Source organism: Pseudomonas plecoglossicida NBRC 103162 = DSM 15088 (genome assembly GCF_000730665.1).
GTDB lineage: Bacteria > Pseudomonadota > Gammaproteobacteria > Pseudomonadales > Pseudomonadaceae > Aquipseudomonas > Aquipseudomonas plecoglossicida.
This window is the reverse complement of record NZ_BBIV01000021.1, coordinates 90,910-113,702: the sequence shown is the minus strand read 5'-3', so window position 1 is coordinate 113,702 and position 22,793 is coordinate 90,910. Positions and strand designations below refer to the sequence as shown.

Sequence of the window (22,793 nt, the reverse complement as noted above, 5' to 3'; positions counted from 1 at the left end):
GAGGGCTGGCAAGCAGCCCTCGCGCCTGTGCTTCAGCCCGCCAGCAACGGCCCGAAATCACTGCGCTCGAGCAGCATCAGCGCGGCGCGCTTGTGGGGGAAGTCGAACTCTTTCTGCTTGGAGAACCCCACCGACTCCATGTAACCGATCATCTTCGCGTTGTCCGCGCGGGGTTCGGCCACCACCCGGGTGGTGCGCGGCTCGTCCAGCAGCAGCCAACTGACCAGCGAGCGCAGCCAGCAATCGACCTTGGCAGGCCCGCGATGATGCTCCTCGCCCACCAGCATGTGGATGCCGCGGTCGAATTCGCCTGCCGGGTAGAACGGCGCGATGCGGTCGTCCTGGGCCCAGTACACCTCGTAGTAGGCGAACGGCTCGTCGTCGAAGCAACCGATCACACTGAAGATGTGCGGTGTGTCGGCGACTTTCTGCAGGTACTCGCGATGTTTCTCGAGGCTGCCTGTTTCCTCCCAGAAGTGAGCCACCCGGGGGCTGTTCTGCCAGCGGTTGAAGCGCTGCAGGTCCGCTTCGATGTCGAGGGTGCGCAGCGAGAACCACGCGCCCACCTGCTCGTCGAAGCGCCGATACAACTCGCCTTTGGGCTTGCTCCGGGGTTGCGCCGGGTGAAGCTGGCCGGTGCTCAGGTTCATGCAGCGGTCTCCTTCAGGCCTTGGTGCTCGGCGCGCTGTTCGGCGGTTTCGGCGTGCGCCAGCAGGGCTTCGGAGATTTCCCAGGCACGTGCTGGCAACACCGACAGCAGGGTGTCGCTCAAGCCGTGATTGGCCTCCGAGAAGCCTTGCACGAACACGCCGGCCTTGAGTGCCGGGGTGGCGCGCACGCGGTAGCTGCGCTCGACATCGAAGTCGCCCAGGTAGTCGGCCAGAGGGGCCAGCAGTGCTTTGTGCGACTTGCGCTCGTAGCCGGTGGCGAGGATCACCGCGTCGTAGTGGTGCGCCTCTTCCTGGCCGGTGGCGATATCGCGCAGATGCAGGCGCACCCCGTGTTCCTGGCTGCTGGCATTGAGCACCTGGGTGCGACACCGGAAGGCATGGCGCTGTTTGCCGGAGACTTTCTGGCGGTAGAAGATGCCGTAGATCTGCTCGATCAGGTTGAGGTCCACCACCGAGTAGTTGGTGTTGTGGAACTCGTTGATCAGCCGTTCGCGCTCGGTTTCGGGCTGGTCGAAGAACAGGTGGGTGTTTTCCGGGGCGAAGATCTGGTTGACGAACGGGCTGTCGTCCGCTGGCTTGAGGACCTCGCTGCGCAGCACCAGGTCGACGCGTACGTTCGGGAAGCTGTCGTTGAGGTCGATGAAGGCCTCGGCGGCGCTTTGTCCACCCCCGACCACGGCGATGCGCATCGGCTCCCCGCGTGCGCAGCGCTGCTGGTTGATGCGGCTCAAGTACTGGGAGTGGTGAAACACGCGGGTGTCGTCGCGCAGGCCCTTGAACACCGTGGGGATGCGCGGCGTACCACCGGTGCCGACCACCACCGAGCGCGTGCGCCGGCGATGCTCGCGGCCGTGGCTGTCGACCGAGATCACGTCCAGCAGCTCGATGTCGCCGCCACCGGTGTTGACCGGCTCGATACGCTCGACGCGTTCGCCATACTGGCACTGGTCGCTGAAGTGCGTGGCTACCCAGCGCAGGTAGTCGCTGTATTCCATGCGGCAGGGGTAGAAGGTCCCAAGGTTGATGAAGTCGATCAGGCGACCATGCTGCTGCAGGTAGTTGACGAAGCTGTAGCGGCTGGTGGCGTTGCGCAGGGTCACCAGGTCCTTGAGGAAGGAAATCTGCAGTTCGCTCTGGCTGACCAGGGTGTCGCCGTGCCAGTGGTAGTCGGTCTGACGGTCGAGGAACAGGCTGCTGGCCCGGCGTGCGCCGTTCTCGGCCTGCTCCTCGAGGGCGATGGCCAGGGCCAGGTTGGATGGGCCGAAGCCGACGCCGATGACGTCGAAGGGCTTGGTGCTGGGCATGCGCGAATCCTCCTTTGATGGGTTGCCCTGGGCCGCCGGTGGAGGCGATGCAGGAGCGTTCATCTGGGTTGACGAATGAGCCGGCGGTATGTTCAGCAATGGATGCAGGGCTGATTCTCAAAAACGCGAAATTGGGGCATCGGGCCACCACCGGGCATTGACATGGAGTAAGCTAAGGCAAATTTCTTCACCGCCAACCGCACATGCCAACCCCTCCCCAAGCTCCGAAGAAAGCTCCGAAGAAAGCCCCGAAGACACCCGTCGAGATGGCTGCCGACTGGTGTGTGCGCCTGCATTTCGATGAGTGCACCGATGCCGACCGCAGCGAGTTCCTGCGCTGGTACGACGCCGATCCGCTGCACGCCGAGGAATACCTGAAGATGTGCCGGGTGTGGCAGGTCAGCGAGCAGTTGCCAGCGCGTGCCGTCACGCCGGTGGCGTTGCCTGCTCGCAAACGCCGGCCGACTGCCTGGCTGGCACGCGCCGCAGTGTTGCTGCTGGCCGCGGGAGGCACCTGGGCCGCAGGCTGGTCGCTGGGCGTGTTGCCGGGCAGCGTGCGTTACTACATGGCCGAGCAAAGCCAGCGCCAGGTCCAGTTGCCGGACCACAGCGAGGTGGAACTCAACCGTCGCACCGGCCTGCTGTACCTGGGTTATCGCGACCAGCGCCAGGTGCTGCTGCAGGATGGCGAGGCCTACTTTGCCGTGCACCGCGACCTCGACAAGCCCTTCGTGATCAGCACCGACAATGCCCGCGTGCGGGTCACGGGCACGCATTTCAACGTTTGGACCGCCCCGATGCAGACCACCGTCACCGTCTCCGAGGGCACTGTGCTGGTGACCCGCAACGACGGCGGCGAGGGGCGCAACCAGGGGGCCGAGCTGACCGCCGGCATGCAGGCAGTGGTGCGCCATGGGCGCATGCTGCAACTGGGCCGCACCGACCCGGCCTGGGCCCAGGCCTGGCGCAATGGCAAGCTGATGCTCAATGACATCAACTTGCGCGACGCCCTACCGCAGATCAACCGCTACCTCGATGTGCCACTGCAACTGGACGCCAGCAGCGTGGCCGGCGAACTGCGTTTTGGCGGCATCTACGATACCCGCGACCTGAGCCAGCTGGTCAATGCCCTGCCACGGGTGCTGCCGGTCAAGCTGCGCCGGGGTGATGGCGTGATCATGATTTCCTCGCGTTGACCGCAAAATCTGAAAATGTGCTGAACAAACAAAAGCCTCATTCGTCATTCGGGCAAGACCTGTCTGGAACCCGCGACGATGAGCACTCCCCGAAAGTCCAACCTGCATGAACTGACCCAGGTGCTGCGCCCGTTCTGGCCGCTGCTGCTGGTCTCCACCGTGCTGGGCATCCTCGGCGGCCTGAGCATCACCGGGCTGCTGGCTACCATCAACCACGCCCTGCACGCCGAAGGCGGTGCCAGCCGTGGCGTGCTGCTGGGCTTTGCCGGGTTGTGCCTGCTGGCGCTACTGGGGTCGGTGATCTCGGACATCGGCACCAACTACGTCGGCCAACATGTGATCGCGCGTCTGCGCAAGTCGCTGGGCCTGAAGATTCTCAGCGCACCGATCGACCAGTTGGAGCGCTACCGTAGCCACCGGCTGATTCCGGTACTGACCCACGACGTCGACACCATCAGCGATTTCGCCTTCGCCTTCGCGCCGCTGGCGGTATCTGCCAGCGTGACCCTCGGTTGCCTGGTGTACCTGGTGCAACTGTCTCCGGCGATGTTCCTGACCACCACCCTGGCCATCCTGTTGGGCTCGGTGGCGCAGTACTATGCCCGGTCCCGGGGTATCAAGGGCTTCTTCGAAGCCCGCGACCTGGAAGACGACTTGCAGAAGCACTACCGCTCCATCGCCGAAGGTGCCAAGGAGCTGCGCATCAACCGCCCGCGCCGTCTGCGCCTGCTGGGCGAGAGCATCGAGGGCACTGCCGATGCCATCTGCAAGAAGCAGGTCAACTCGATCAACCAGTTCGTCGTGGCCAAGGGGGTCGGCTCGACCCTGTTCTTCATCGTCATTGGTGTGGCACTGGCCTTCCAGGCTTTCTGGCCGAGCACCAGCACCGCCACGCTCAGTGGTTTCATTCTGGTGCTGCTGTACATGAAAGGCCCGCTGGAACACCTGCTGGGCACGCTGCCGAACATCGGTCGGGCACAAGTGGCGTTTCGCCGGGTGGCCGAGCTTTCCGAGCAGTTCACCTCACCCGAACCCTGCCTGCGCGAGGCCAAGGACACACCTGCACCGACCGCCATCGACAGCATTGAACTGCGCGACGTGCATTACCAGTACGCCACCGACGACGGCAGCCAAGGATTTGCCATCGGCCCTGTGAACCTGTCGCTGCGCAAGGGCGAGATCGTGTTCATCGTCGGCGAGAACGGCGGTGGCAAGACCACCCTGATCAAGCTGCTGTTGGGCCTGTACGTGCCGCAGCGCGGCAGCGTGCTGCTGGATGGCGCCCCGGTCGGCGAGCAGCAACGCGACGATTACCGCCAGCTGTTCACCACCGTGCTGTCGGACTTCTTCCTGTTCGAAGACCTTGTGCAGGCCGGCGGCGAGGTGCCGGCCGATGCCATGGGCTACCTGGAACGCCTGGAGATCGCGCACAAGGTGAGCATCGAGGATGGGCGTTTCTCCACCCTCGACCTGTCGACCGGCCAGCGCAAGCGCCTGGCGCTGCTGCAGGCCTGGACCGAGGGGCGCCCTGTGCTGGTGTTCGACGAGTGGGCCGCTGACCAGGACCCCACCTTCCGCCGCATCTTCTACACCGAGCTGCTGCCTGACCTGCAGCGCTTGGGCAAGACCATCGTGGTGATCTCCCACGACGACCGCTACTTCGATGCCGCCGACACGCTGCTGCGCATCGAGCAGGGCAGGCTCGTGCGCCAGCCGGTCGGCGCTGCCGAGTCCGAGCTGACGTGAGCCCGGCGCTGTTCGCGCGCCTGCCTGCCCAGATGCAGCCGCTGGCGGCTCGCTGGCGCAGGCTGCCACACAGCGACGCACCGTCGCTGAGCGGCTGGCTGGAACCTGAGTTGCTGCGCGGCGCCTTGGCGCGCTATGCCCGCAACTGGCCACAGGCTGATCCACGCGCGGTCGCCTCGCAATGGCACCAGGAGGGCTGTGCGCTGGTGCTGCCGGCGTTGCTGCTGGGCGGCCTTTTCGATGTCGAACCACCGACCCTGGACCCAGCCCGGTTGCGCATGACAATCGACCCCCAGGGTGCACCGACCGAGCTGCACCTGCCACTGCTCACGGGAGAAGCGCCCGCCGAACGAAGTGGCGCGCGCCTGCTGGAACGGCTGCACGAACAGCTGCTGCATCCGCAGGTCAGCCGCTTCGCCGCCTACACCGGGCTGGCCCCGCGGCTGCTGTGGGGCAACGTGGCGCTATGCATCGACTGGGGGCTGGAGATGGCCCAGGCCAACCTGCCCGACCGCGCGCTTGGGGAAGCACGCGAGCATGTTCGCGACAGCCGTCGGCAGGATGCGTGCTCAGCCATGCGTGCAGCCCTGCGGCGCGATGCTGGCGGGGTCATGCGGCGCGTCTGTTGCCTGCGTGAGCGCCTACCGTTGCAGCGCTGCGGGGTCTGCCCGCTGGCCAGGCGCCAGAACCGAATCAACATGCCAACATAACCATAATCATCAGGAGTATCATGAGCGCCTTCTCGTTGAATCTACCGGCACACCGGCTGCGCCGGTGCATCGCCGCCGCCACCTTGGGCCTGGCCATCGTCGCCGCGCTGCCGGTCCAGGCCGAGCCCGTGCGCATCGACATCCCGGCCAAACCGCTGGCCTCGGCGCTGAACGATCTTGGCAACCAGGCCAACCTGCAGATCATCTACAGCCAGGACACCGTGTCGGGCCTGCGCAGCCGCGGCGTGTCGGGGCAGATGGAGCCGGCGGAGGCCCTGCGCCAACTGCTGCAGGGCACTTCGATCGCCTACAGCATCGAAGGCAACCACGTGACCTTGCAGGGCAGCAGCGGCGATTCGGCGATGATGCTGCCCAGCACCAGCATCTCTGGCCAGGCCTACAGTTCGGTGACGCCGGATGACGGCTACGTGGCCAAGCGCGCCTCGGCCGGCACCAAGACCGACACGCCGATACTCGAGACGCCCTATTCGGTGTCGGTAGTCACCCGTGAACAGATCCAGGCCCAGCAGCCCAAGACCGTGGCCCAGGCCCTGCGCTACAGCCCAGGCATCAACGCCGAGCTGGCCGGCCCGCAATTCGTGACCGACCAGCTGACCATCCGCGGCTTCCAGCAGGGCACCGGACGCATGCTGCGCGACGGCACGCGTACCTTTCTGCCGGACTTCCTCGGTTGGGACGCCCCCGAGCCTTATGGTCTGGAGCGCATCGAAGTGCTGCGTGGGGCCAGCTCGGTACTCTATGGCGCCTCCGATCCGGGTGGCCAGATCAACCTGGTGAGCAAGCGCCCGACCACCGAGCCACTGCGCCAGGTGCAACTGCAGGCGGGCAACCACGACTATAACCAGGCAGCCTTCGACCTGGGCGACGCGCTGGACGAGGAGGGGGTGTGGAGCTACCGGCTGACCGGCCTGTTCCGTGAGGCCGATGCGCAGGCCGACCACATCACCAACCGCCGCGAGTACGTGGCCCCGGCCATCAGCTTCCGGCCCAACGCCGACACCGAGCTGACCGTGCTGGCCGAGTACCAGAAGCAGACCGGCAACTTCGCCAACCCGCTGCCGGCCCAAGGCACCGTGTTCCATGACCCGCGCGGCCGGCTCGACCGTGACACCTACGTCGGCGACACCGGCTTCGACTACATGACCAACGAGAAGACCTCGCTGGGTTATGTATTCGAGCACCACCTGGACGAGGTGTGGACCCTTCGCCAGAACGTGCGCTACAGCGACTACCGCCAGTCCAGCGCAGAAATCGCCCTGCTCATGCCGGTGGGCGACCAATACATGCGCTACGCAGACGAGCGCAAGGGCGACGGGCGCCTGTTCACGATGGACAACCAGGTGCAGGCAAACTTCGCCACCGGCGCGGTGGAGCACACCTTGCTGACCGGCGTGGACTACAACAACGGCAAGTTCGACCAGGACCAGGCGCTGAGCCTGATCAATGGCACCTTCGATGTGTTCAACCCCGACAACAGCCAGCCGCTGAGCTTCACCCCGTTCAGCCAGGCCAGCTACGAGCAGAAGCTCTCGCAGACCGGCGTGTACCTGCAGGACCAGCTGAAGGTGGACAAGTGGGTGTTCCTGCTGGGTGGCCGCTACGACTGGGCCAGCAACCAGAAGGACGACCGCGACCCGCAGACCCAGAAGGACGAGAAGTTCAGCGGCCGCGCCGGTATCGTCTATCTGTTCGACAACGGCATCGCCCCGTATGCCAGCTACAGCGAGTCGTTCCTGCCGGTCATGGGTGTCACGGCCAACAATTCGCAGCTCGACCCCGAGATCGGCAAGCAGTACGAAGTGGGCGTGAAGTACGAACCCCCAGGCTCCAACAGCCTCTACACCGTGGCGGTGTTCGACCTGACCAAGCAGAACGCCACCGAGAACATCAACGGTTTCTCGCGCCAGGAAGGCGAGGTGCGCTCCCAGGGCGTGGAGCTGGAGGGCAAGACCGAGATTGCCAAGGGCTTCAATGTGATCGGTAGCTACACCTGGAACGATGTCGAGGTGACCAAGTCGGAGGCTGGCAACAAGGGCAACACGCCGTTCCGCATCCCCGAGCACATGGCCTCGCTCTGGGGTGACTACACCTTCCAGGGCGGCTTGATGGAGGGCTTGCGCCTGGGCGCTGGTGCCCGCTACGTGGGCAGCACCTACGGCGACACGGCCAACAGCTTCAAGGTCGACAGCTACAGCGTGGTCGACGCGCTGGTTGCCTACAGTCTGGGCAAGGTAGACAAGTCGCTGGACGGGATGGAGGTCTCGCTGAACGCCACCAACCTGTTCGACGAGAAGTACGTGGCCGGATGCTTCAGCAACATGGGTTGCCAGTATGGGCAGCAGCGCACCGTGTACGGGACAGTGACCTACAACTGGTAAAGCCGTTGCCGCCGCCTGCGTGCGGCAGGCGCGATCCTGTGCCGCGATTGGCCGTGCAGCGGCCCATTGCTGCACAGGGCAGGGCATTCATGAGCTATAACTTCCTTCTTGTGCACGTCGACCAAGGAGCATCACATGAAGCCATTACTACTCGCCCTCCTGCTGGCCACCCCCGCCATCGCCCAGGCGCAGATCCCCCTCCTGAACGCCACCTGCCCGGGAAACATTGAGGTCCACGCCGACAAGGGCGGCCCGATCTATATCAATGGCAAGGAAGCACCCTTGAAGAAGTTCAACGACAACTACTTCGAAGCCAAGGGCAGCGGTGTGACAATCTCGCTGTCGATCAACCCGGATGGCTCGCCGGACGTTTCGTACACCGGTAAGAACCGGGCCAATGGGGTCTGCCAGGTGAAGGATTAGCACAAAGCCCCGCTTTTCTTGATATCACCTGGCATGCACACGCCGCGCAGTGCTTTATAGTGAGCACCTTCGTCAATCGCGTCTCTGTTCAAAGGGTGTGGTGTGTTTTTCAGGCTCATTGTGATCGCTGTCCTGCTGTCGATTTCCGCGTGCAGTTCTCAACCACCCAGCACCGGCGTGTCTGTCAACAAGGTCGTCAGCGGCGTCTACAAGGTCAAGCGCGGCGACACCCTCTACTCGATCGCTACCCGGCACGGCTGGGATTTCAAGGTCCTGGCGCGCTATAACAACATCAGCCCGCCCTATGCGGTGAACGTGGGTCAGAGCATTCGCTTCGGCCCAGGCACCAGCACGGCCAAGACCGCCTCCAGAAGCGCATCGAGCGCATCCAGAACCGCGACCGTTCCGGCCACCAAGGTGACCTTGCGCGGTTGGGGCTGGCCGATCAAGAACCCCGTGGTCATCGGCCGCTATGCCCCGGCCGACAAGCTCAGCAAGGGCATCCGTATCGCGGCCAACCCTGGCCAGCCGGTGTACGCCAGCCTCGGCGGCAAGGTGGCGTTCGCCACCAACATTCGCGGCTACGGCAACCTGATCATCCTCCAGCACGGCACCTCCCACGCCAGCGTCTATGGCCACAACCGCAGGTTGCTGGTCAAGGAAGGGCAAACGGTCAGCAAGGGAGAGCTGATTGCCGAGGCCGGTGACCTGGATACCGACCGCACGCAGCTGTACTTCGAGATTCGCCAGAACGGCAAGCCGGTCGATCCGTTGGGCGTGTTGCCCGCCGCCAATTGAGTGCGCTCACAGGTGGTCGGCATCGACCACCGCCTGGGCGAAGGCCTGGGGCGCTTCCTGCGGCAGGTTGTGGCCGATGCCACCCTGGATCAGCCGATACTCGTACTTGCCGGTAAAGCGCTGGGCATAGGCCTCGGCGGGTGGGTGCGGCGCGCCGTTGGCATCGCCCTCCAGGGTGATGGTCGGCACGCCGATGCTGGGGAACTTGGCCAGTCTGGCTTCCAGCGGTTCATAACGCGTCTCGCCCTGGGCCAGTCCCAGCCGCCAGCGGTAGTTGTGCACCGTGATGGCGACCTGGTCGGGGTTGTCCAGGGCCTTGGCGCTGCGTTCGAAAGTGGCATCGTCGAACGTCCACTTCGGCGATGCGGTTTGCCAGATCAGTCTGGCGAAGGCGTGGCGGTTGCTCTCATAGCCAAGCTGGCCGCGCTCGGTGGCGAAGTAGTACTGATACCACCATTGCAGTTCCGCGCTCGGCGGCAGCGGCGCCTTGGCGGCCTGCTGGCTGCTGATCAGATAGCCGCTGACCGAGACCAGCGCCTTCACCCGTTCCGGCCACAGGGCCGAGACGATATCGGCCGTGCGCGCGCCCCAGTCGAAGCCGGCCAGCACCGCGTGCTTGACCTGCAGTGCGTCCATGAAGGCAATCACATCGCTGGCCAGCGCCGCGGGCTGGGCGTTGCGGGGCGTGTCGGAGGAGAGGAAGCGGGTCTCGCCATAACCGCGTACATACGGCACCAACACCCGGTAGCCCTTGGCGGCCAGGGCCGGGGCGACTTCCTGGAAACTGTGGATGTCGTAGGGCCAGCCGTGCAGGAGGATCACCACCGGGCCGTCGGCAGGGCCCTGTTCGACGTAGGCCACATCCAGCACGCCGGCCTTGACGTGCTTCAGGGGGCCGAAGTCATCTGCCACCGCCACCCCCTTCACAGGCTGCGTGTCTTGCGTGGCGTAAGCCTGCGCAGCGCTCATCAGGCCCATCGGCAACAGGGCGAAGGCGAGCAGGGCGCAACGCGTGAAGCGTCGGGAAGCGGGGTGGGCGAGCATGGGCATCTCCTGGGGCGTGAACCTTGGCGTTGAGGGATGCATGCCAGTAAAGAAGAAGTGTGTATCGGGGTTGTGTCGGGCCGCTGGGCAGCACGCGTACTTGTGTGTCAGCTCGCACTTTGAACACAAAATGATACAAACGTCGGTCAAACCACCGGCTGCATGCAAGCGCCCAAGTCCTCCAGAAACGCCTGCAGGATCGGCGGCGCGGCCACTCCGCGGCGCGTGATCACATCGAAAGGCGAGCTCAGGTCCAGGGTGTTGGCGCCCAGCCGGCACATCTCGCCGCTCTTGACCCACTGCTCGGTGAAATGCACCGGCAGGAACCCGACGTAAGCCCCGGAAATGATCAGGATCGCTGCAGCCTCGATGTTCTCCACGGTGGCTGCGGCCTTGCTCATGCCCAATTGCTCGAGGTCGTATTGCTGCATGTACCCGCGCGCGACCAGGCGGCTGGCGCGCACTTCTTCGAGCAGGCGGCCATTGCTGGCCTTGCTGCCGAACAGGGGATGGCGGCGGCCGCAGTACAGACCCAGTGCCTCGTCGTACAGGGGCAGGTAGGACAGCCCCGGCACGCGCATGTGAAAGTGCCCGATGGCCAGGTGCAGGCGGCCGTCGAGCACGCGCTCTTCGAGCTCGGCGGGGGTGCCGATGTAGACGTTCAGGTGAGCATCGTGGCCGCGCGAGACGAAGCGTTGGGTGGTGCGCGGCACCGGCGAGTCGGGGTCGGTCAGGGTCGAGTCGATGATGCCGAGGTTGAGCTTGCCGCTGATGTGCTGCTTGAGCACGTCGGCGTCCAGGCAGAAGCTCTCCACCGCGCCCAGCAGGCGCAATGCCGCTTCATGGATCGCCACCCCCTGTTCGGTCAGACGAAAGCCGCTGCGCCCGCGCTGGCAGAGCTTGACCCCCAGCCGCGTTTCCAGGTGCGTCATCTGTTCGCTGATGGTCGACTGGCCGGCGTTCAGCGCCGCCTGTGCCGCGGAAAAGCCGCCGCAGCGGACGATGGTGACAAATACCCTGAGGAGCTTGAGATCGACATCGTGGAGCTGGATCACGCCTGGCCTCCTGTCGGTGCGTCACATCGGTGAAGCTGATATGAGCATCCGATCGATTGTTTTTTGCCAAGGTAAGCATGCCTGGGCGCTCTCCCGCAATGCCGGGCATTTGTGAATTTCCTGAAGTTCCAGGGGGCGCTGGTACTTCGGATTCGCCGATGTATGCATCTGCAGTTGCGCATTTTTTCGCCGCCGCACTGCGGCCATAGTGGCTGCAACGGTGGCCCGGCACTGGCCCCCGTCTCCTGACCAGAACAAGAATTGGAGAAGCCCGAACATGTCAAAGCACGGTTATGAATCCGGCCGCCTGAATTTGCCCTTCGTGGGGCATTGCACTTTCGCCAAGTCCCCCATCTGCACCGACTGGAACGCCATCGACGCCGACGTGGCGATCCTCGGCGCGCCCAACGACATGGGTACCCAGTGGCGGTCCGGCGCACGCTTCGGACCGCGTGGCATCCGCGAGGCATCCACGCTGTTCTCGTTCGGCCACAGCGGTGCGTACGACCACGAGGATGACGCCACCTACCTGACCCAGGACCAGGTGCGCATGGTCGATGTAGGCGATGCCGACATCGTCCACACCGACATGGCCAGCAGCAACGCCAACATCGAATCGGCGGTACGGCAGATCCTCGCCTCGGGTGCCATGCCCGTGGTGCTGGGCGGCGACCACTCGATCCATGCCCCAGTGATCAAGGCCTATGAAGGGCGCGGGCCGATCCACATCATTCACTTCGATGCCCACCTGGACTTCGTCGACGAGCGCCATGGCGTGCGCTACGGCCACGGCAACCCGCTGCGCCGCGCCTCGGAGCTGGACCATATCGTCGGCATGACCCAGATGGGCATCCGCAACGTGTCCTCCTCCAACCGCGACGACTATGACGCAGCGCGCGACGCCGGCTCGCAGATTCTTTCCGTGCGCGATGTGCGCCGCCTGGGCAGCGAAGGTGTGCTGGCGAAGATCCCGGAAGGCCTCGACTACTACATCACCATCGACATCGACGGCTTCGATCCGTCCATCGCACCCGGCACCGGCACGCCGAGCCATGGCGGTTTCCAGTACTACGAAGTGCTGGAGATCATCCAGGCCCTGGCGCGTCGCAGCCAGGGCAGGGTAGTGGGCATGGACCTGGTGGAAGTGGCCCCGGCCTACGACCCGGCCGGTGTCACCTCGATCCTCGCCGCACAACTGCTGATGAACAGCATCGGCTTCATCTTCCATGAGCGCGCCCGCGCTCGCTGACCGGGGATACACCGTGGACAACAAGGTTAAAGACTATCTGCAGGCATTCGGTGTGCTGGAAGCTACCCAGCGCTTCCTGTCCAAGCCCCAGCGCCAGTTCATCGGCGGCGCCTGGGCCGAGGCCAGCGACGGCGCCACCAGCGAAGTGATCGAACCCTCCACCGAGGCTGTGCTGACGCACATTCCCATGGGCACCGCCGACGACCTCGACCGCGCCGTGCAGGCGGCCCGGGCGCAGTTCGACGGCGGCCCCTGGAGCCAGCTCAAGCCCCTGGAACGCGAGCGCCTGCTGCATCGCCTGGCGGACCTGATCGAGCGCAACGCCGACGAGCTGGCGCAGATCGAATCGATCGACATGGGCAAGTCGGTGGAGCAGGCGCGCGCCGTGGACATCCAGGGCACCGTCGATACCTTCCGCTACTTCGCCGGCTGGGCCAGCAAGATCCACGGGCGCACCGTCGAGCCCTCGCTGCCGGGCAACTACCTGGCCTACACCCGCAAGGAGCCGGTGGGGGTAGTGGGGGTGATCGTGCCCTGGAACTTTCCGTTGCAGACCATGGCCTGGAAGCTTGGCGCTGCGCTGGCGACCGGCTGCACCGTGGTGGTCAAGCCGGCCGAGCTGACTTCGCTGTCAGCCCTGCGCTTTGCCGAGCTGGTCGAGGAAGCCGGCATTCCGGGCGGCGTGATCAACATCGTCACCGGGCGCGGCAGCGTGGTCGGCACGGCGATGTCCAGCCACCCGGGCATCGACAAGCTGAGCTTCACCGGCTCCACCCCGGTCGGTTGCTCGGTGGGCAAGACGGCGATGGACCAGATGAAGCGCCTGACCCTGGAGCTGGGCGGCAAGTCGCCGGTGATCGTGTTCGCCGATGCCGATATCCAGGCGGCGGCGCAGGCGGTGGCCAACGGCGTGTTCTTCAACTCCGGGCAAGTCTGCGATGCCGGCACGCGGGCTTACGTCGAACGCAGCATCTACCCGCAGTTCCTCAAGGCCCTGGCCGAATACACCGCAACGCTGAAGATCGCGCCCGGCCTCGACCCGGACTGCTTCATCAGCCCGATGGTGTCGCGCAAGCAACAGCAGAGCGTGCTCGACTACATCGCCCTGGGCAAGGCCGAAGGGGCGCAGCTGTACTACGGCGGCAATCCCGTCGAGGGCCCGGGCTACTACGTGCAGCCGACCATCTTCGCCAACTGCCGCAACGACATGCGCGTGGTCCAGGAAGAGATCTTCGGCCCGGTGCTGGTGACCCAGCCCTTCGACAGCCAGGAGGAGGCACTCGCCCTGGCCAACGATTCGGCGTTCGGCCTGGCGGCGGCGATCTACTCCAATGACCTGGGCCGCGTGCACGGCCTGATCCCGCGGCTGCGCGCGGGCACCGTGTACGTCAATGCCCACAGCACCCTGGACCCGTCCATGCCGTTCGGTGGCTACAAGCAATCGGGCTATGGCAAGGACATGGGGGCAGAGCAGCTGGAATTTCTGCTGGAAACCAAAGCCGTGTGGATCACCCTGCCCTGAGTGACAGGGCCGCCAGCGCCGTTGCCTGCGGGCCGCGGCGCTGGCCAATCGGCATGCATCGTATTCCAAGAACAAGAACCCACCGAGGTGATGCCCATGAACAGCGAAGTCGATGTGGAGCGTGCGCAAGACCTGGACAGGCGCCTGCGCGCCTATGAAGAACTGCAAGCCGGCCAGCGCTGGCCGGGTGCGTTGACCGTGACCGATTGCCTCGCGCTGGCCTTTTTTGCGCTGGCCGTGGTCATTGGTTTCTACCTGTGGGGGGGCCAGCCATGAGCGCTTCCCGCGAAGAGGAATTCCGCCTGGGCGCCGAGCGCGGCGATACCCCCTTGCTGCCCAGCGAGCGGGTCTGGGGCTTCTGGGGCTTCGCCTATGCCAACTCGGCGTTGGCGGTGGCCACCTGGGTGTTCCTGATCGGTGGCGCCACTGCGTTGTTCGTCGGCCCCCGCCAAGGCATCTGCGCCGTGGTGATCGGCAACATCATCGGGGTCATCCTCGCTGCCTGCTCAACCAGTTTGCCGTGCGGCAAGTACGGGCTCGAGCAGTTCACCTTCCTGCGCAGCATGTTCGGCATCAATGGCAGCCGGCTGGTCTACGTGTTGTCGGTGGTGGTGCTGACCATGGGCTGGCTGGCGGTACTGGGGTTGATGTGCGGGCGCGCCCTGGACAACCTCGACACCCTGGTCCAGCAGCGCCCGGCTGGCGGCGACAGCTGGATAGTCACCGCAGGTGGCTTGCTGGCCATTGTCCTGGCGGCGGCGGTGGCCATGCGCGGGCCGGACATGATCCGGCGCTTGAGCGCGGTGATTGCACCCAGCCTGATCCTGATCATGCTGGCGCTGATGTACCTGATCGCCCAGCGCTTCAGTTTCGCCGAACTGCTGGCGATGCCGGCGTTGCAGCCGCCGTCCGAGGACCCGCACGTCAACTTCATGATCGCGGTGGAAATCAACATTGCCGCAGGGTTCTCCTGGTGGCCCTACCTGGGCAACCTGTCGCGCCTGTGCAAGAACCAGCGCACGGCGTTCTGGCCGAACCTGGTGGGCATCTTCGGCGCCGCTTCGCTGGGTGAAACGGTCAGCCTGTTCGCCGCCTCGACCCTGGGCAGCAGCGACCCGACCACCTGGATGCGCCTGGCCGGTGGCCTGGGCTTTGGCGTGGTGGCGCTGAGTTTCCTGGCGCTGGCCAACCTCACGGGCATGGTCAACATCCTCTACACCGCGGTGATCGGCTTGCGCCAGCTGGCCGGGGAGCGCTTGCGGGCCATGCGCTGGGGCCTGCTGATCGGGCTGTTCTGCGTGATCCCGGTGGCCATCGTGCTGTTGCTGCCGGGGATCTACGACGGCTTCTTCATCTTCCTGGTGTGGACCTCCGCACTCAACAGCGCCCTGGCCGGCATCGGCATCGCCGATTACTTCTTCCTGCGCCGCCAGCGCCTGAACCTGCGCCAGCTGTACGCCGCGCAAGGCGACTCGCCGCTGCGCTTCTGCAAAGGCTTCAACCCCATCGCGCTGGTCGCGCTGGTGGCGGGTTTCGCGATCTACGTGGTGGTGTTCAACCCGCAGACGCTGGCCAACACCCACTTCTTCCGTTTCGTCACCGCTTCGCTGCCGTCCTGCCTGCTGGCCGGGCTGGTCCACTACGGGTTGACCCGTGCGTTGGCCGCCCGCCTGGGCTGGGGCAGCTATCCACAAGGCAATGAATGCACACTCCAGGCAGCGGGCCTGCGTACCAAGGGCTACAGCAATGAATGACAAACACTACGACTACATCATCATCGGTGCCGGGTCTGCCGGCTGTGTCCTGGCCAGTCGGCTGACGGAGGATGCCGGCACTTCGGTGCTGGTCCTGGAGTATGGCGGCAGCGACCGCAGCGTGCTGATCCAGATGCCCAGCGCGTTCTCGCTGCCGATGAACACCAAGAAATACAACTGGCACTACGAGACCGCCTCCGAGCCGCACCTGGACGGCCGACGCCTGCATTGCCCGCGTGGCAAGGTGCTGGGCGGCTCTTCGTCGATCAATGGCCTGGTCTACATCCGTGGTCACGCCCATGACTTCGACGAGTGGGAAAGCCTGGGCGCCAAGGGCTGGGGCTATCGCAACTGCCTGCCGTACTTCAAGCGTGCCGAGCACTACAAGTTCGGCGGCGACGACTACCGCGGGGGCACTGGCCCGCTGGCCACCAACAACGGCAACAACATGCAGAACCCATTGTATGGCGCCTGGGTGGAGGCCGGTGCCGAGGCGGGCTACATCAAGACCGACGATTGCAACGGCTACATGCAGGAAGGCTTCGGCGCCATGCACATGACGGTCAAGGATGGCGTGCGCTGGTCGACGGCCAATGCCTACCTGCGCCCGGCCATGAGCCGGCCCAACCTGACCGTGGTCACCCACGCCATGACCCGGCGCATCCTGCTCGAAGGCAAGCGCGCGGTCGGCGTGGAATACGATCAGGGCGGCCAGACCCACAAGGTGTACTGCAAGCGCGAAGTGCTGGTGTCGTCGGGGCCGATCGGCTCACCGCACCTGTTGCAGCGTTCAGGCATAGGCCCTGCAGCGGTGCTGCGCAAGGCCGGCATCGAGGTGCGCCACGACCTGCCGGGAGTCGGCGAGAACCTGCAGGACCACTCGGAAATCTACATCCAGTACGCCTGCAAGGAGCCGGTCACCCTCAATGGCAAGATGAGCCTGCTGGGCAAGGCGCTGATCGGCCTGCGCTGGCTGTTGTTCAAGGATGGCCTGGGCGCCAGCAACCATTTCGAGGCGGGTGGCTTCATCCGCTCGGCCAAGGGCCTGCGCTGGCCCGATATCCAGTTCCACTTCCTGCCGGCAGCGATGCGTTACGACGGCAACAAACCGTTCAAGGGGCATGGCTTCATGGTGCTCACCGGGCCGAACAAACCCAAGAGCCGTGGCCACGTCAGGGCCCTGTCGGCCGACCCGTACCAGCACCCGGAAATCCGCTTCAACTACCTGGAGCGCGAGGAGGACCGCGAAGGTTTCCGCCGCTGCGTGCGCCTGACCCGGGAAATCATCGGCCAGCCGGCCATGGACCGCTACCGGGGCGAGGAGCTGGCGCCGGGGGCGCATGTGCAGACCGACGAGCAGATCGACGCCTTCGTGCGCGCCAACATGGAGAGCACCATGCACCCTTGCGGCTCTTGCCGCATGGGCGAGGACGACATGGCGGTGGTCGATTCCGAGCTGCGTGTCCACGGCCTGCAAGGGCTGCGGGTGATCGACTCGTCGGTGTTCCCCAGCGAGCCGAACGGCAACCTCAATGCGCCGACCATCATGCTGGCCGAGCGCGCGTCCGACCTGGTGCGCGGGCGCAAGCCGCTGGCCTCGGCCGAGGTGCCGGTCGGGCTGGTCGCGGACTGGGAGGAGCAACAGCGCAGCCATGCGCCTGCGCGCCAGGTAGTCTGAGGCGCAACCTGCGAGGGCGCGGCGTACAATAGCCGCCGACGCTCCTCACAGGACCAGGCAGACATGAAAACACCCGGCGGCGCGCTGCTCAGCGGCGTCGAACTGGATCGCACCAGCCAAGTACCGCTGTACCGGCAGCTGTACTTGCAGGTGCGCAAGCAGATCCTCTGCGGTCGGCTCACCGGCGGTACGCGCCTGCCGTCGACCCGCACGCTGTGCAAGGAGCTGGGGCTGTCGCGAATCACCTTGCTCAACGCCTTCGACCTGCTCACGGCCGAAGGCTTCCTGGCCTCGCGCACCGGCGCTGGCACCTATGTCGGCGATGAGTGGGAAGGGCGCGGCGCTGACGCAGAACTCGCCGCCAGACCACCCCGTCTGTCGAGCCTGAGCCAAGCGGTGCATTCGCTGCGCAGCAGCCATTTCAGCGGCGTCTCCTACAACGCCTGGGCGCCTGAATGCCCGGTATCCTTGCTGCCCAGCCACCCTGCCTACGATGCTTTCCCGATGCCGGTGTGGAAGCGCCTGGTCAACCGCCACCTGCGCAAGCCGGACAAGGCGCAACTGGGCTATGGCGAAGTCAAGGGCCTGCAGCGCCTGCGCGAAGCGATCGTCGAGTACGTGTTCGATGCACGCGGCATCGCCTGCAGCGTCGATCAGGTGGTCATCACCTCCGGCGCCCAGCAGGCGTTCAACCTGCTGGGCATGCTGCTGCTCAACCCGGGCGACAGTGTGTGGATGGAAGACCCGGGGCACATTGCCGCGCGCATTGCCTTCCAGGCGTTGGGCTGCCAACTGGTGCCGCTGCGCATCGACGAGCAGGGTCTGGACGTGCAGCAAGGGCTGCGCGAAGGCCCGCAGGCGCGCCTGGCGTTCACCACGCCTTCGCGCCAGCACCCGCTGGGCACCACCATGAGCCATGCACGCCGGCTCGAGTTGATCGACTGGGCTGCCCGTAGCCAGGGGTGGATCGTCGAGGATGACTGCGACAGCGAGTTTCGTTACGTGGGCCGTTCGTTGCCGGCGTTGTATGCGATGGACCCGTCGCAGCGGGTGATCTACGTCGGCACCTTCAGCAAGGTGCTGTACCCGTCGCTGCGGCTGGGTTACGTGATTCTGCCCGAAGCTCTGGTGGAGCCATTCTGCGCCATTCGCGCGGTGATGGACCGCAGCCCTTCGACGTTGCATCAGGCCACTACCGCCGATTTCATGCTCGACGGCCATTTCCTCGGCCACATCCGGCGCATGCGTGCGCTCTACCAGGAGCGCCAGGCCTGCCTGCTGGAAGCCTTGCACAGCGAGTTGGCTGGTTTTCTTGCTGTGGCTCCCGTGGAGGCGGGGCTACACCTGATCGGCTGGCTGCCGCCAGAGGTCGACGACGATGCGCTTGCACGCGGCTTGGTGGAGCACCAGGTCTACACCTATGCGTTGCGCGATTACTGCCTACAGCGTTACCTGCCGCCCGGGCTGTTGCTGGGCTTTGGCGCGACCCCGCAGGCACAGGCCCGGCAACGCGTGCAGGGGCTTGCCGAAGGGATGCGCCGACTGGGCCTGAAAGTGTGACGCAGCGGCGCTACGGGGCGGCAAAGTGGTCATATGAACAAAACGTAAATGGATATAGGGATAGCACCATTCCAGAGCGATAAAAGCAGGGCCGGCCACCCCGGCATCGCTCAGGAATGATAATAATGACAGCTATCCAAGCCCGCTTCGCCGCCCTCACGGGCCACAATGCCGGGGCCGCCACGCCCCTGCTGCTCACCCCCGAGCTCGCCCGCCGTTTGCTCGAACGCCTCGACAGCCTGCGCCTGTTCGCCCATGGCTACCCACTGCTGACCAACCTGACCCATGGCCGTGTCAGCCCCGAGGACATGCTCGACTTCGCCTACCGCCACGAGCTCGATGGCCTCTCGCTGCACCTGCTCGACGGCGAGCACAACAGCCTTTCGCAGATGCCCGCCGAGCGCTTGGCCGCCTTCGCCGCCAAGGCCCGTGCCTACGGCCTGGACGTGCACCTGGAAATCAGCAGCACCCTGCCCGAGGACGTCGACCAGGCCGTGGCCGTGGCCCGTGCCATCGGCAGCCGCAACATCCGCGTCTACTCGCGCTACGAAGGCCATCTGTCGCGGGTCATGGGCATCATCGAGGACGACCTGCGGCGCCTGGCGCAGCTGGCCGATGAGCACGACCTGCACTTCGACTTCGAGCAGCACGAAGAACTCAAGAGCGACGAGATCGCCAGTTTGCTGCGCCGGGTAGGGCACCCGCGGCTGAACGCGCTGTTCGACTTCGGCAACATGATCAACGCCTGCGAACAGCCATTGCCAGCCTTGGCCAACCTTGCACCGTTCATTCGCCAGGTGCACCTCAAGGGCGTGCGTGTGGTCCCCGAGGCCAACGGCTTTGGCCATTACGGCGTGCTGCAGGGCAGTGCCGAAGACCAACTGCCCAGCGCCCGCATGTTGCTGGAGCTGCTGTTGCTCGGCGAGCAACGTCCGCAAGTGGTGGCCTTCATCCTCGAGCAGGAAAACCACTACATCGCACCTGCCTTCCGCCAGACAGGCGAAGCCAGCGACCCCTTCATCCCTTATCGCGAGATGAGCGAAACCCCGCTGCCGCCGGGTTACAGCCTGGAGCGAATGCTCACCGACGAACACCGCTGGGCCAACAACCAGGTGCGCTACCTGCGTGGCCTGCTGGGCGAGTTGCGCCTGCTGGCCGAACTGGCCCTGGCCGACCACTGAGCACCCCCGACCCGCCGTCGGCGACGGCGCCCATACCCCGGAAACTGTGGAGAACAACAATGACAGCACAGGCTAAAGCCAAGTGGCTGCGCTTCCTGGTCCTCGTCCTTGGCGGTGGCACCATCTACAAGCTGGCCAGTCTCAAGGATGCCTTCTACATCCCCATGCAAGAGCACATGGGCCTGAGCCATACCCAGATCGGCACGTTGCTCAGTGCCAACGCCATCGTTGCCACCGCGCTGTTCGTGCTGGGCGGCTTTCTCGCCGACCGTTTCGAGACGCGCCGGCTGATCCCGCTCGGGCTGATCGGGGCGGGTGGGCTGGGCGTGTACCTGGCCAGCTTCCCCGGCTTCGATCAGCAGCTGATCGTGTTCAGCCTGCTGGCGGTGTGCGCCGACTGCCTGTTCTGGCCGTCGCTGCTCAAGGCCATCCGCAACCTGGGCAACGATAACGAGCAAAGCCGCATGTTCGGCTTCCTCGAAGGCGGGCGCGGAGTGGTCGATACCCTGGTGGCGTTCTGCGCGCTGGGTGTTTTCGTTGCCCTGGGCTCCGGCGCTGCCGGCCTGAAAGCGGCGATCCTGTTCTATTCGGCGATCGACATCGGCGTGGGCGTGCTCACCCTGTTCCTGCTCAAGGGCGACCCGCAGGCGGCAGGCGGTCGAGAGCCGATCGGCAGCAAAGGCCTGCTCGAAGCGGTGCGCTCGCCAGGTATCTGGCTGGTGAGCCTGAACGTGTTCATGGTCTACATCGTGTACTGCGGCCTGACCTACTTCATTCCCTACCTCAAGGACATGTACCACCTGCCGGTGGCGCTGGTCGGTGCCTACGGCATCATCAACCAGTACTTCCTCAAGGTGCTCGGCGGGCCGGCCGGTGGCTACATCGCCGACAAGGTACTGAAGAGTTCGAGTCGCTACCTGAAGTGGGCGTTCCTGGCGTTGCTGCCGCTGATGCTGATCATCCTCAACATTCCGCGCCAGGAGAGCTTCATCTATGCCGGCATGGCCGCCACGCTGACGTTTGCCCTGGTGGTGTTCACCATGCGCGGTGTGTTCTGGGCACCGATGAGCGAGGTGGGCATTCCTTCGCGTATCACCGGCTCCGCCTTCGGCATCGGCTGCCTGATCGGCTATGCGCCGGGGATGTTCGCCTACGTGATCTACGGCTCGCTGCTCGACCGCTACCCGGGAGAGCTGGGCTACACCTACGTGTTCAGCCTGATGTGCGTGCTGGCGGTGGTGGGCTTCGGGGTATCGGGCTTGTTGCAGCGGATGGTGAAACGTCGCGTCAACCAACAGCAGGCCGAGGCATTGGCCTGAGTGGCAGGCATGAGTGCAGGGGCTGGTTTTGGCTCAGCCCCTGCAGGTTGTCACTGCAGGGTTGGTGACGTCAGTGCTGGCGGCATGGCCGCAAGGGTTTCCTCGACGTGGGCAATTCTCAGCGCCAGTTCATCGGCTTCTTCGACGTTACCTGCGGCCCGCAAGCGATCTCGCGTCTGACGCAGGGTGAGCAGGGTTTTTTGCAGTTTCAGGGCAGCGGTTTTGAACGTGTCCATATGTTTCTCAAATGCAGGTGGCTTCCATGCCGTTGTAGGAAAAACGGACCGTAGCAGTTCGATATTCCTGATCAAACTGGGATTCCATACAGGAAATCCCAGCTCGCAAGGTTTTTCCTACTCTCGCGAGAAAAAAGTCCTACAAAACGACGGAGCAGTTGTTTCTGATTTTTAACGTGGCAGCCAGGGCCAGGCCAGGGCTGGCTTGGCTTGCTCCCCAGCCTCTCGCAAGCAGGGCGAGCGCCCGGTTTGCCCAGGCGTTTCAGTCCTCACTGACAATCCATGTATCAATTGCCGCGTGCTCAGCTGACGATCCCCAGCAGCAGCGTGGCGCCGATCACCGTTGCGGCGCCGCCAATCCGAACAATCCTGGTTCACGTTTCGTGAACAAACAACGCTCGCACAGCGGCATCTGATCCGCTTTTTTTCGACGAACCTGAATCTGTAACCGTATCAGTCTGAAGTCGACAATGTGCGTGTCCCGATATCACATTGAAGAGGTTCCAATGGGCAAGCTCGCACTGTTTCTGGGTGGTTTTCTGCTGCTGACCGTTCTGATTGGTCTGCTGGGCACCATTCCTCCCGGTTGACCCCGTTGTGCAAGTGCTACCCGGTTGCACCGCTGGACCGGAGGTAGCTGCAAGTCGTTCTCAAGTGCAATTGGCTCGTGTAGTCTCCCTTCGCGTCACAATGGGTCGCGACAGCGGGCCAGTCATTTGCCTGGGAGCCAATACACAGATGGAATGCAAGAAAGGCACTTCAGCCATGCTGGAGTGGCGCAGCCGGTTTCTGACCACCGGCAGCCTCGAAGAAGACCAATACGACCAGGCACTGAGCAGTGCCGAGGCATTGGAGCCGTCCGGCCTGACCAGCTCGACGCAATGGGTCGAGCTGGTGAAGGCTGCCAATGCGGCGCTGCTGCGTGTGCGATAAGTCCTTCTTTACATG

The 22,793-nt window shown here is 64.7% G+C and carries 19 protein-coding genes and 1 pseudogene; 15 read left to right on the top strand and 5 right to left on the bottom strand.

Going from position 1 to position 22,793, the window contains the following annotated elements; genetic code table 11:
• Positions 1 to 32: 32 nt before the first annotated feature.
• Positions 33 to 650, bottom strand: a pseudogene (locus PPL01S_RS14365) (GNAT family N-acetyltransferase); the annotation flags it as partial.
• The gene (locus PPL01S_RS14360; protein WP_016392540.1) at positions 647 to 1,975 is read right to left on the bottom strand and encodes a lysine N(6)-hydroxylase/L-ornithine N(5)-oxygenase family protein; all 1,329 of its coding nucleotides are present in this window, start codon (positions 1,973 to 1,975) and stop codon (positions 647 to 649) included. The gene PPL01S_RS14360 and the pseudogene PPL01S_RS14365, both read right to left, overlap by 4 nt.
• Positions 1,976 to 2,178: 203 nt before the next feature.
• On the opposite strand from PPL01S_RS14360, the gene PPL01S_RS14355 reads away from it, so the two are divergent.
• The 6 genes from PPL01S_RS14355 to PPL01S_RS14330 all read left to right on the top strand — a co-directional run bounded on the left by PPL01S_RS14355 (position 2,179) and on the right by PPL01S_RS14330 (position 9,247).
• On the top strand, positions 2,179 to 3,171 hold the full coding sequence (locus PPL01S_RS14355) for a FecR family protein (RefSeq protein ID WP_033743580.1): 993 nt from the start codon (positions 2,179 to 2,181) through the stop codon (positions 3,169 to 3,171).
• Between the two features lie 78 nt (positions 3,172 to 3,249).
• A complete protein-coding gene (locus PPL01S_RS14350; RefSeq protein WP_028625796.1) occupies positions 3,250 to 4,917 on the top strand; it encodes a cyclic peptide export ABC transporter in 1,668 nt (555 codons plus the stop codon).
• Positions 4,914 to 5,627 (top strand): siderophore-iron reductase FhuF, encoded by a 714-nt coding sequence (gene fhuF / locus PPL01S_RS14345; protein ID WP_028625797.1) that lies wholly within the window; start codon positions 4,914 to 4,916, stop codon positions 5,625 to 5,627. Before PPL01S_RS14350 ends, fhuF begins: the two co-directional genes overlap by 4 nt.
• Before the next feature lie 20 nt (positions 5,628 to 5,647).
• Positions 5,648 to 8,026: a TonB-dependent siderophore receptor gene (locus tag PPL01S_RS14340; RefSeq protein ID WP_016392536.1), complete on the top strand. Its 2,379-nt coding sequence runs from the start codon at positions 5,648 to 5,650 to the stop codon at positions 8,024 to 8,026.
• Between the two features lie 135 nt (positions 8,027 to 8,161).
• A complete protein-coding gene (locus tag PPL01S_RS14335) occupies positions 8,162 to 8,449 on the top strand; it encodes a hypothetical protein (RefSeq protein WP_016392535.1) in 288 nt (95 codons plus the stop codon).
• A gap of 102 nt (positions 8,450 to 8,551) precedes the next feature.
• Positions 8,552 to 9,247, top strand: a complete 696-nt coding sequence (locus PPL01S_RS14330) for a peptidoglycan DD-metalloendopeptidase family protein (protein ID WP_028625798.1) — start codon at positions 8,552 to 8,554, stop codon at positions 9,245 to 9,247.
• A gap of 6 nt (positions 9,248 to 9,253) precedes the next feature.
• On the opposite strand, the gene PPL01S_RS14325 is transcribed toward PPL01S_RS14330, so the two are convergent.
• The gene (locus PPL01S_RS14325) at positions 9,254 to 10,291 is read right to left on the bottom strand and encodes an alpha/beta fold hydrolase (protein WP_016392533.1); all 1,038 of its coding nucleotides are present in this window, start codon (positions 10,289 to 10,291) and stop codon (positions 9,254 to 9,256) included.
• 146 nt (positions 10,292 to 10,437) lie between these two features.
• Positions 10,438 to 11,346, bottom strand: a complete 909-nt coding sequence (locus PPL01S_RS14320; protein ID WP_016392532.1) for a LysR family transcriptional regulator — start codon at positions 11,344 to 11,346, stop codon at positions 10,438 to 10,440.
• Positions 11,347 to 11,623: 277 nt separating this feature from the next.
• Between PPL01S_RS14320 and speB the strand changes: the two genes are divergently transcribed.
• From speB to PPL01S_RS14280, 8 genes are all read left to right on the top strand, one after another.
• Entirely contained in the window at positions 11,624 to 12,595 is a 972-nt protein-coding gene (speB, locus tag PPL01S_RS14315; RefSeq protein WP_016392531.1) for an agmatinase, read from the top strand.
• Positions 12,596 to 12,608: 13 nt separating this feature from the next.
• Entirely contained in the window at positions 12,609 to 14,117 is a 1,509-nt protein-coding gene (locus tag PPL01S_RS14310; RefSeq protein ID WP_028625799.1) for an aldehyde dehydrogenase family protein, read from the top strand.
• A 96-nt stretch (positions 14,118 to 14,213) separates the two neighbouring features.
• Entirely contained in the window at positions 14,214 to 14,393 is a 180-nt protein-coding gene (locus tag PPL01S_RS14305; RefSeq protein ID WP_016392529.1) for a hypothetical protein, read from the top strand.
• Positions 14,390 to 15,871, top strand: coding sequence for a purine-cytosine permease family protein (locus tag PPL01S_RS14300; RefSeq protein WP_016392528.1), 1,482 nt, complete (start codon positions 14,390 to 14,392; stop codon positions 15,869 to 15,871). The genes PPL01S_RS14305 and PPL01S_RS14300 overlap by 4 nt, the downstream gene beginning before the upstream one ends.
• Positions 15,864 to 17,549: a choline dehydrogenase gene (gene betA, locus PPL01S_RS14295; RefSeq protein ID WP_016392527.1), complete on the top strand. Its 1,686-nt coding sequence runs from the start codon at positions 15,864 to 15,866 to the stop codon at positions 17,547 to 17,549. Before PPL01S_RS14300 ends, betA begins: the two co-directional genes overlap by 8 nt.
• A gap of 63 nt (positions 17,550 to 17,612) precedes the next feature.
• Complete coding sequence (gene pdxR, locus PPL01S_RS14290) at positions 17,613 to 19,109, top strand: MocR-like pyridoxine biosynthesis transcription factor PdxR (RefSeq protein WP_028625800.1); 1,497 nt, start codon at positions 17,613 to 17,615, stop codon at positions 19,107 to 19,109.
• A 125-nt stretch (positions 19,110 to 19,234) separates the two neighbouring features.
• Positions 19,235 to 20,290 (top strand): sugar phosphate isomerase/epimerase family protein, encoded by a 1,056-nt coding sequence (locus tag PPL01S_RS14285; protein ID WP_016392525.1) that lies wholly within the window; start codon positions 19,235 to 19,237, stop codon positions 20,288 to 20,290.
• A gap of 59 nt (positions 20,291 to 20,349) precedes the next feature.
• On the top strand, positions 20,350 to 21,609 hold the full coding sequence (locus PPL01S_RS14280) for an MFS transporter (protein ID WP_016392524.1): 1,260 nt from the start codon (positions 20,350 to 20,352) through the stop codon (positions 21,607 to 21,609).
• 50 nt (positions 21,610 to 21,659) lie between these two features.
• Here PPL01S_RS14280 and PPL01S_RS14275 read toward each other — a convergent pair whose 3' ends face one another.
• Positions 21,660 to 21,845 (bottom strand): hypothetical protein, encoded by a 186-nt coding sequence (locus tag PPL01S_RS14275; RefSeq protein ID WP_016392523.1) that lies wholly within the window; start codon positions 21,843 to 21,845, stop codon positions 21,660 to 21,662.
• A gap of 738 nt (positions 21,846 to 22,583) precedes the next feature.
• Here PPL01S_RS14275 and PPL01S_RS14270 point away from each other — a divergent pair.
• Positions 22,584 to 22,778 carry a hypothetical protein gene (locus PPL01S_RS14270; protein ID WP_028625801.1) on the top strand — a complete coding sequence of 65 codons (195 nt, stop codon included), beginning with the start codon at positions 22,584 to 22,586 and terminating at the stop codon, positions 22,776 to 22,778.
• Positions 22,779 to 22,793 lie beyond the last annotated feature (15 nt).

Coding starts and splice junctions, on each gene's coding strand:
- PPL01S_RS14360 (WP_016392540.1), bottom strand. CDS start 1,975: ATGCCCAGCACCAAGCCCTTCGACGTCATCGGCGTCGGCTTCGGCCCA.
- PPL01S_RS14355 (WP_033743580.1), top strand. CDS start 2,179: ATGCCAACCCCTCCCCAAGCTCCGAAGAAAGCTCCGAAGAAAGCCCCG.
- PPL01S_RS14350 (WP_028625796.1), top strand. CDS start 3,250: ATGAGCACTCCCCGAAAGTCCAACCTGCATGAACTGACCCAGGTGCTG.
- PPL01S_RS14340 (WP_016392536.1), top strand. CDS start 5,648: ATGAGCGCCTTCTCGTTGAATCTACCGGCACACCGGCTGCGCCGGTGC.
- PPL01S_RS14335 (WP_016392535.1), top strand. CDS start 8,162: ATGAAGCCATTACTACTCGCCCTCCTGCTGGCCACCCCCGCCATCGCC.
- PPL01S_RS14325 (WP_016392533.1), bottom strand. CDS start 10,291: ATGCTCGCCCACCCCGCTTCCCGACGCTTCACGCGTTGCGCCCTGCTC.
- speB (WP_016392531.1), top strand. CDS start 11,624: ATGTCAAAGCACGGTTATGAATCCGGCCGCCTGAATTTGCCCTTCGTG.
- PPL01S_RS14305 (WP_016392529.1), top strand. CDS start 14,214: ATGAACAGCGAAGTCGATGTGGAGCGTGCGCAAGACCTGGACAGGCGC.
- PPL01S_RS14300 (WP_016392528.1), top strand. CDS start 14,390: ATGAGCGCTTCCCGCGAAGAGGAATTCCGCCTGGGCGCCGAGCGCGGC.
- betA (WP_016392527.1), top strand. CDS start 15,864: ATGAATGACAAACACTACGACTACATCATCATCGGTGCCGGGTCTGCC.
- pdxR (WP_028625800.1), top strand. CDS start 17,613: ATGAAAACACCCGGCGGCGCGCTGCTCAGCGGCGTCGAACTGGATCGC.
- PPL01S_RS14285 (WP_016392525.1), top strand. CDS start 19,235: ATGACAGCTATCCAAGCCCGCTTCGCCGCCCTCACGGGCCACAATGCC.
- PPL01S_RS14280 (WP_016392524.1), top strand. CDS start 20,350: ATGACAGCACAGGCTAAAGCCAAGTGGCTGCGCTTCCTGGTCCTCGTC.
- PPL01S_RS14275 (WP_016392523.1), bottom strand. CDS start 21,845: ATGGACACGTTCAAAACCGCTGCCCTGAAACTGCAAAAAACCCTGCTC.
- PPL01S_RS14270 (WP_028625801.1), top strand. CDS start 22,584: ATGGAATGCAAGAAAGGCACTTCAGCCATGCTGGAGTGGCGCAGCCGG.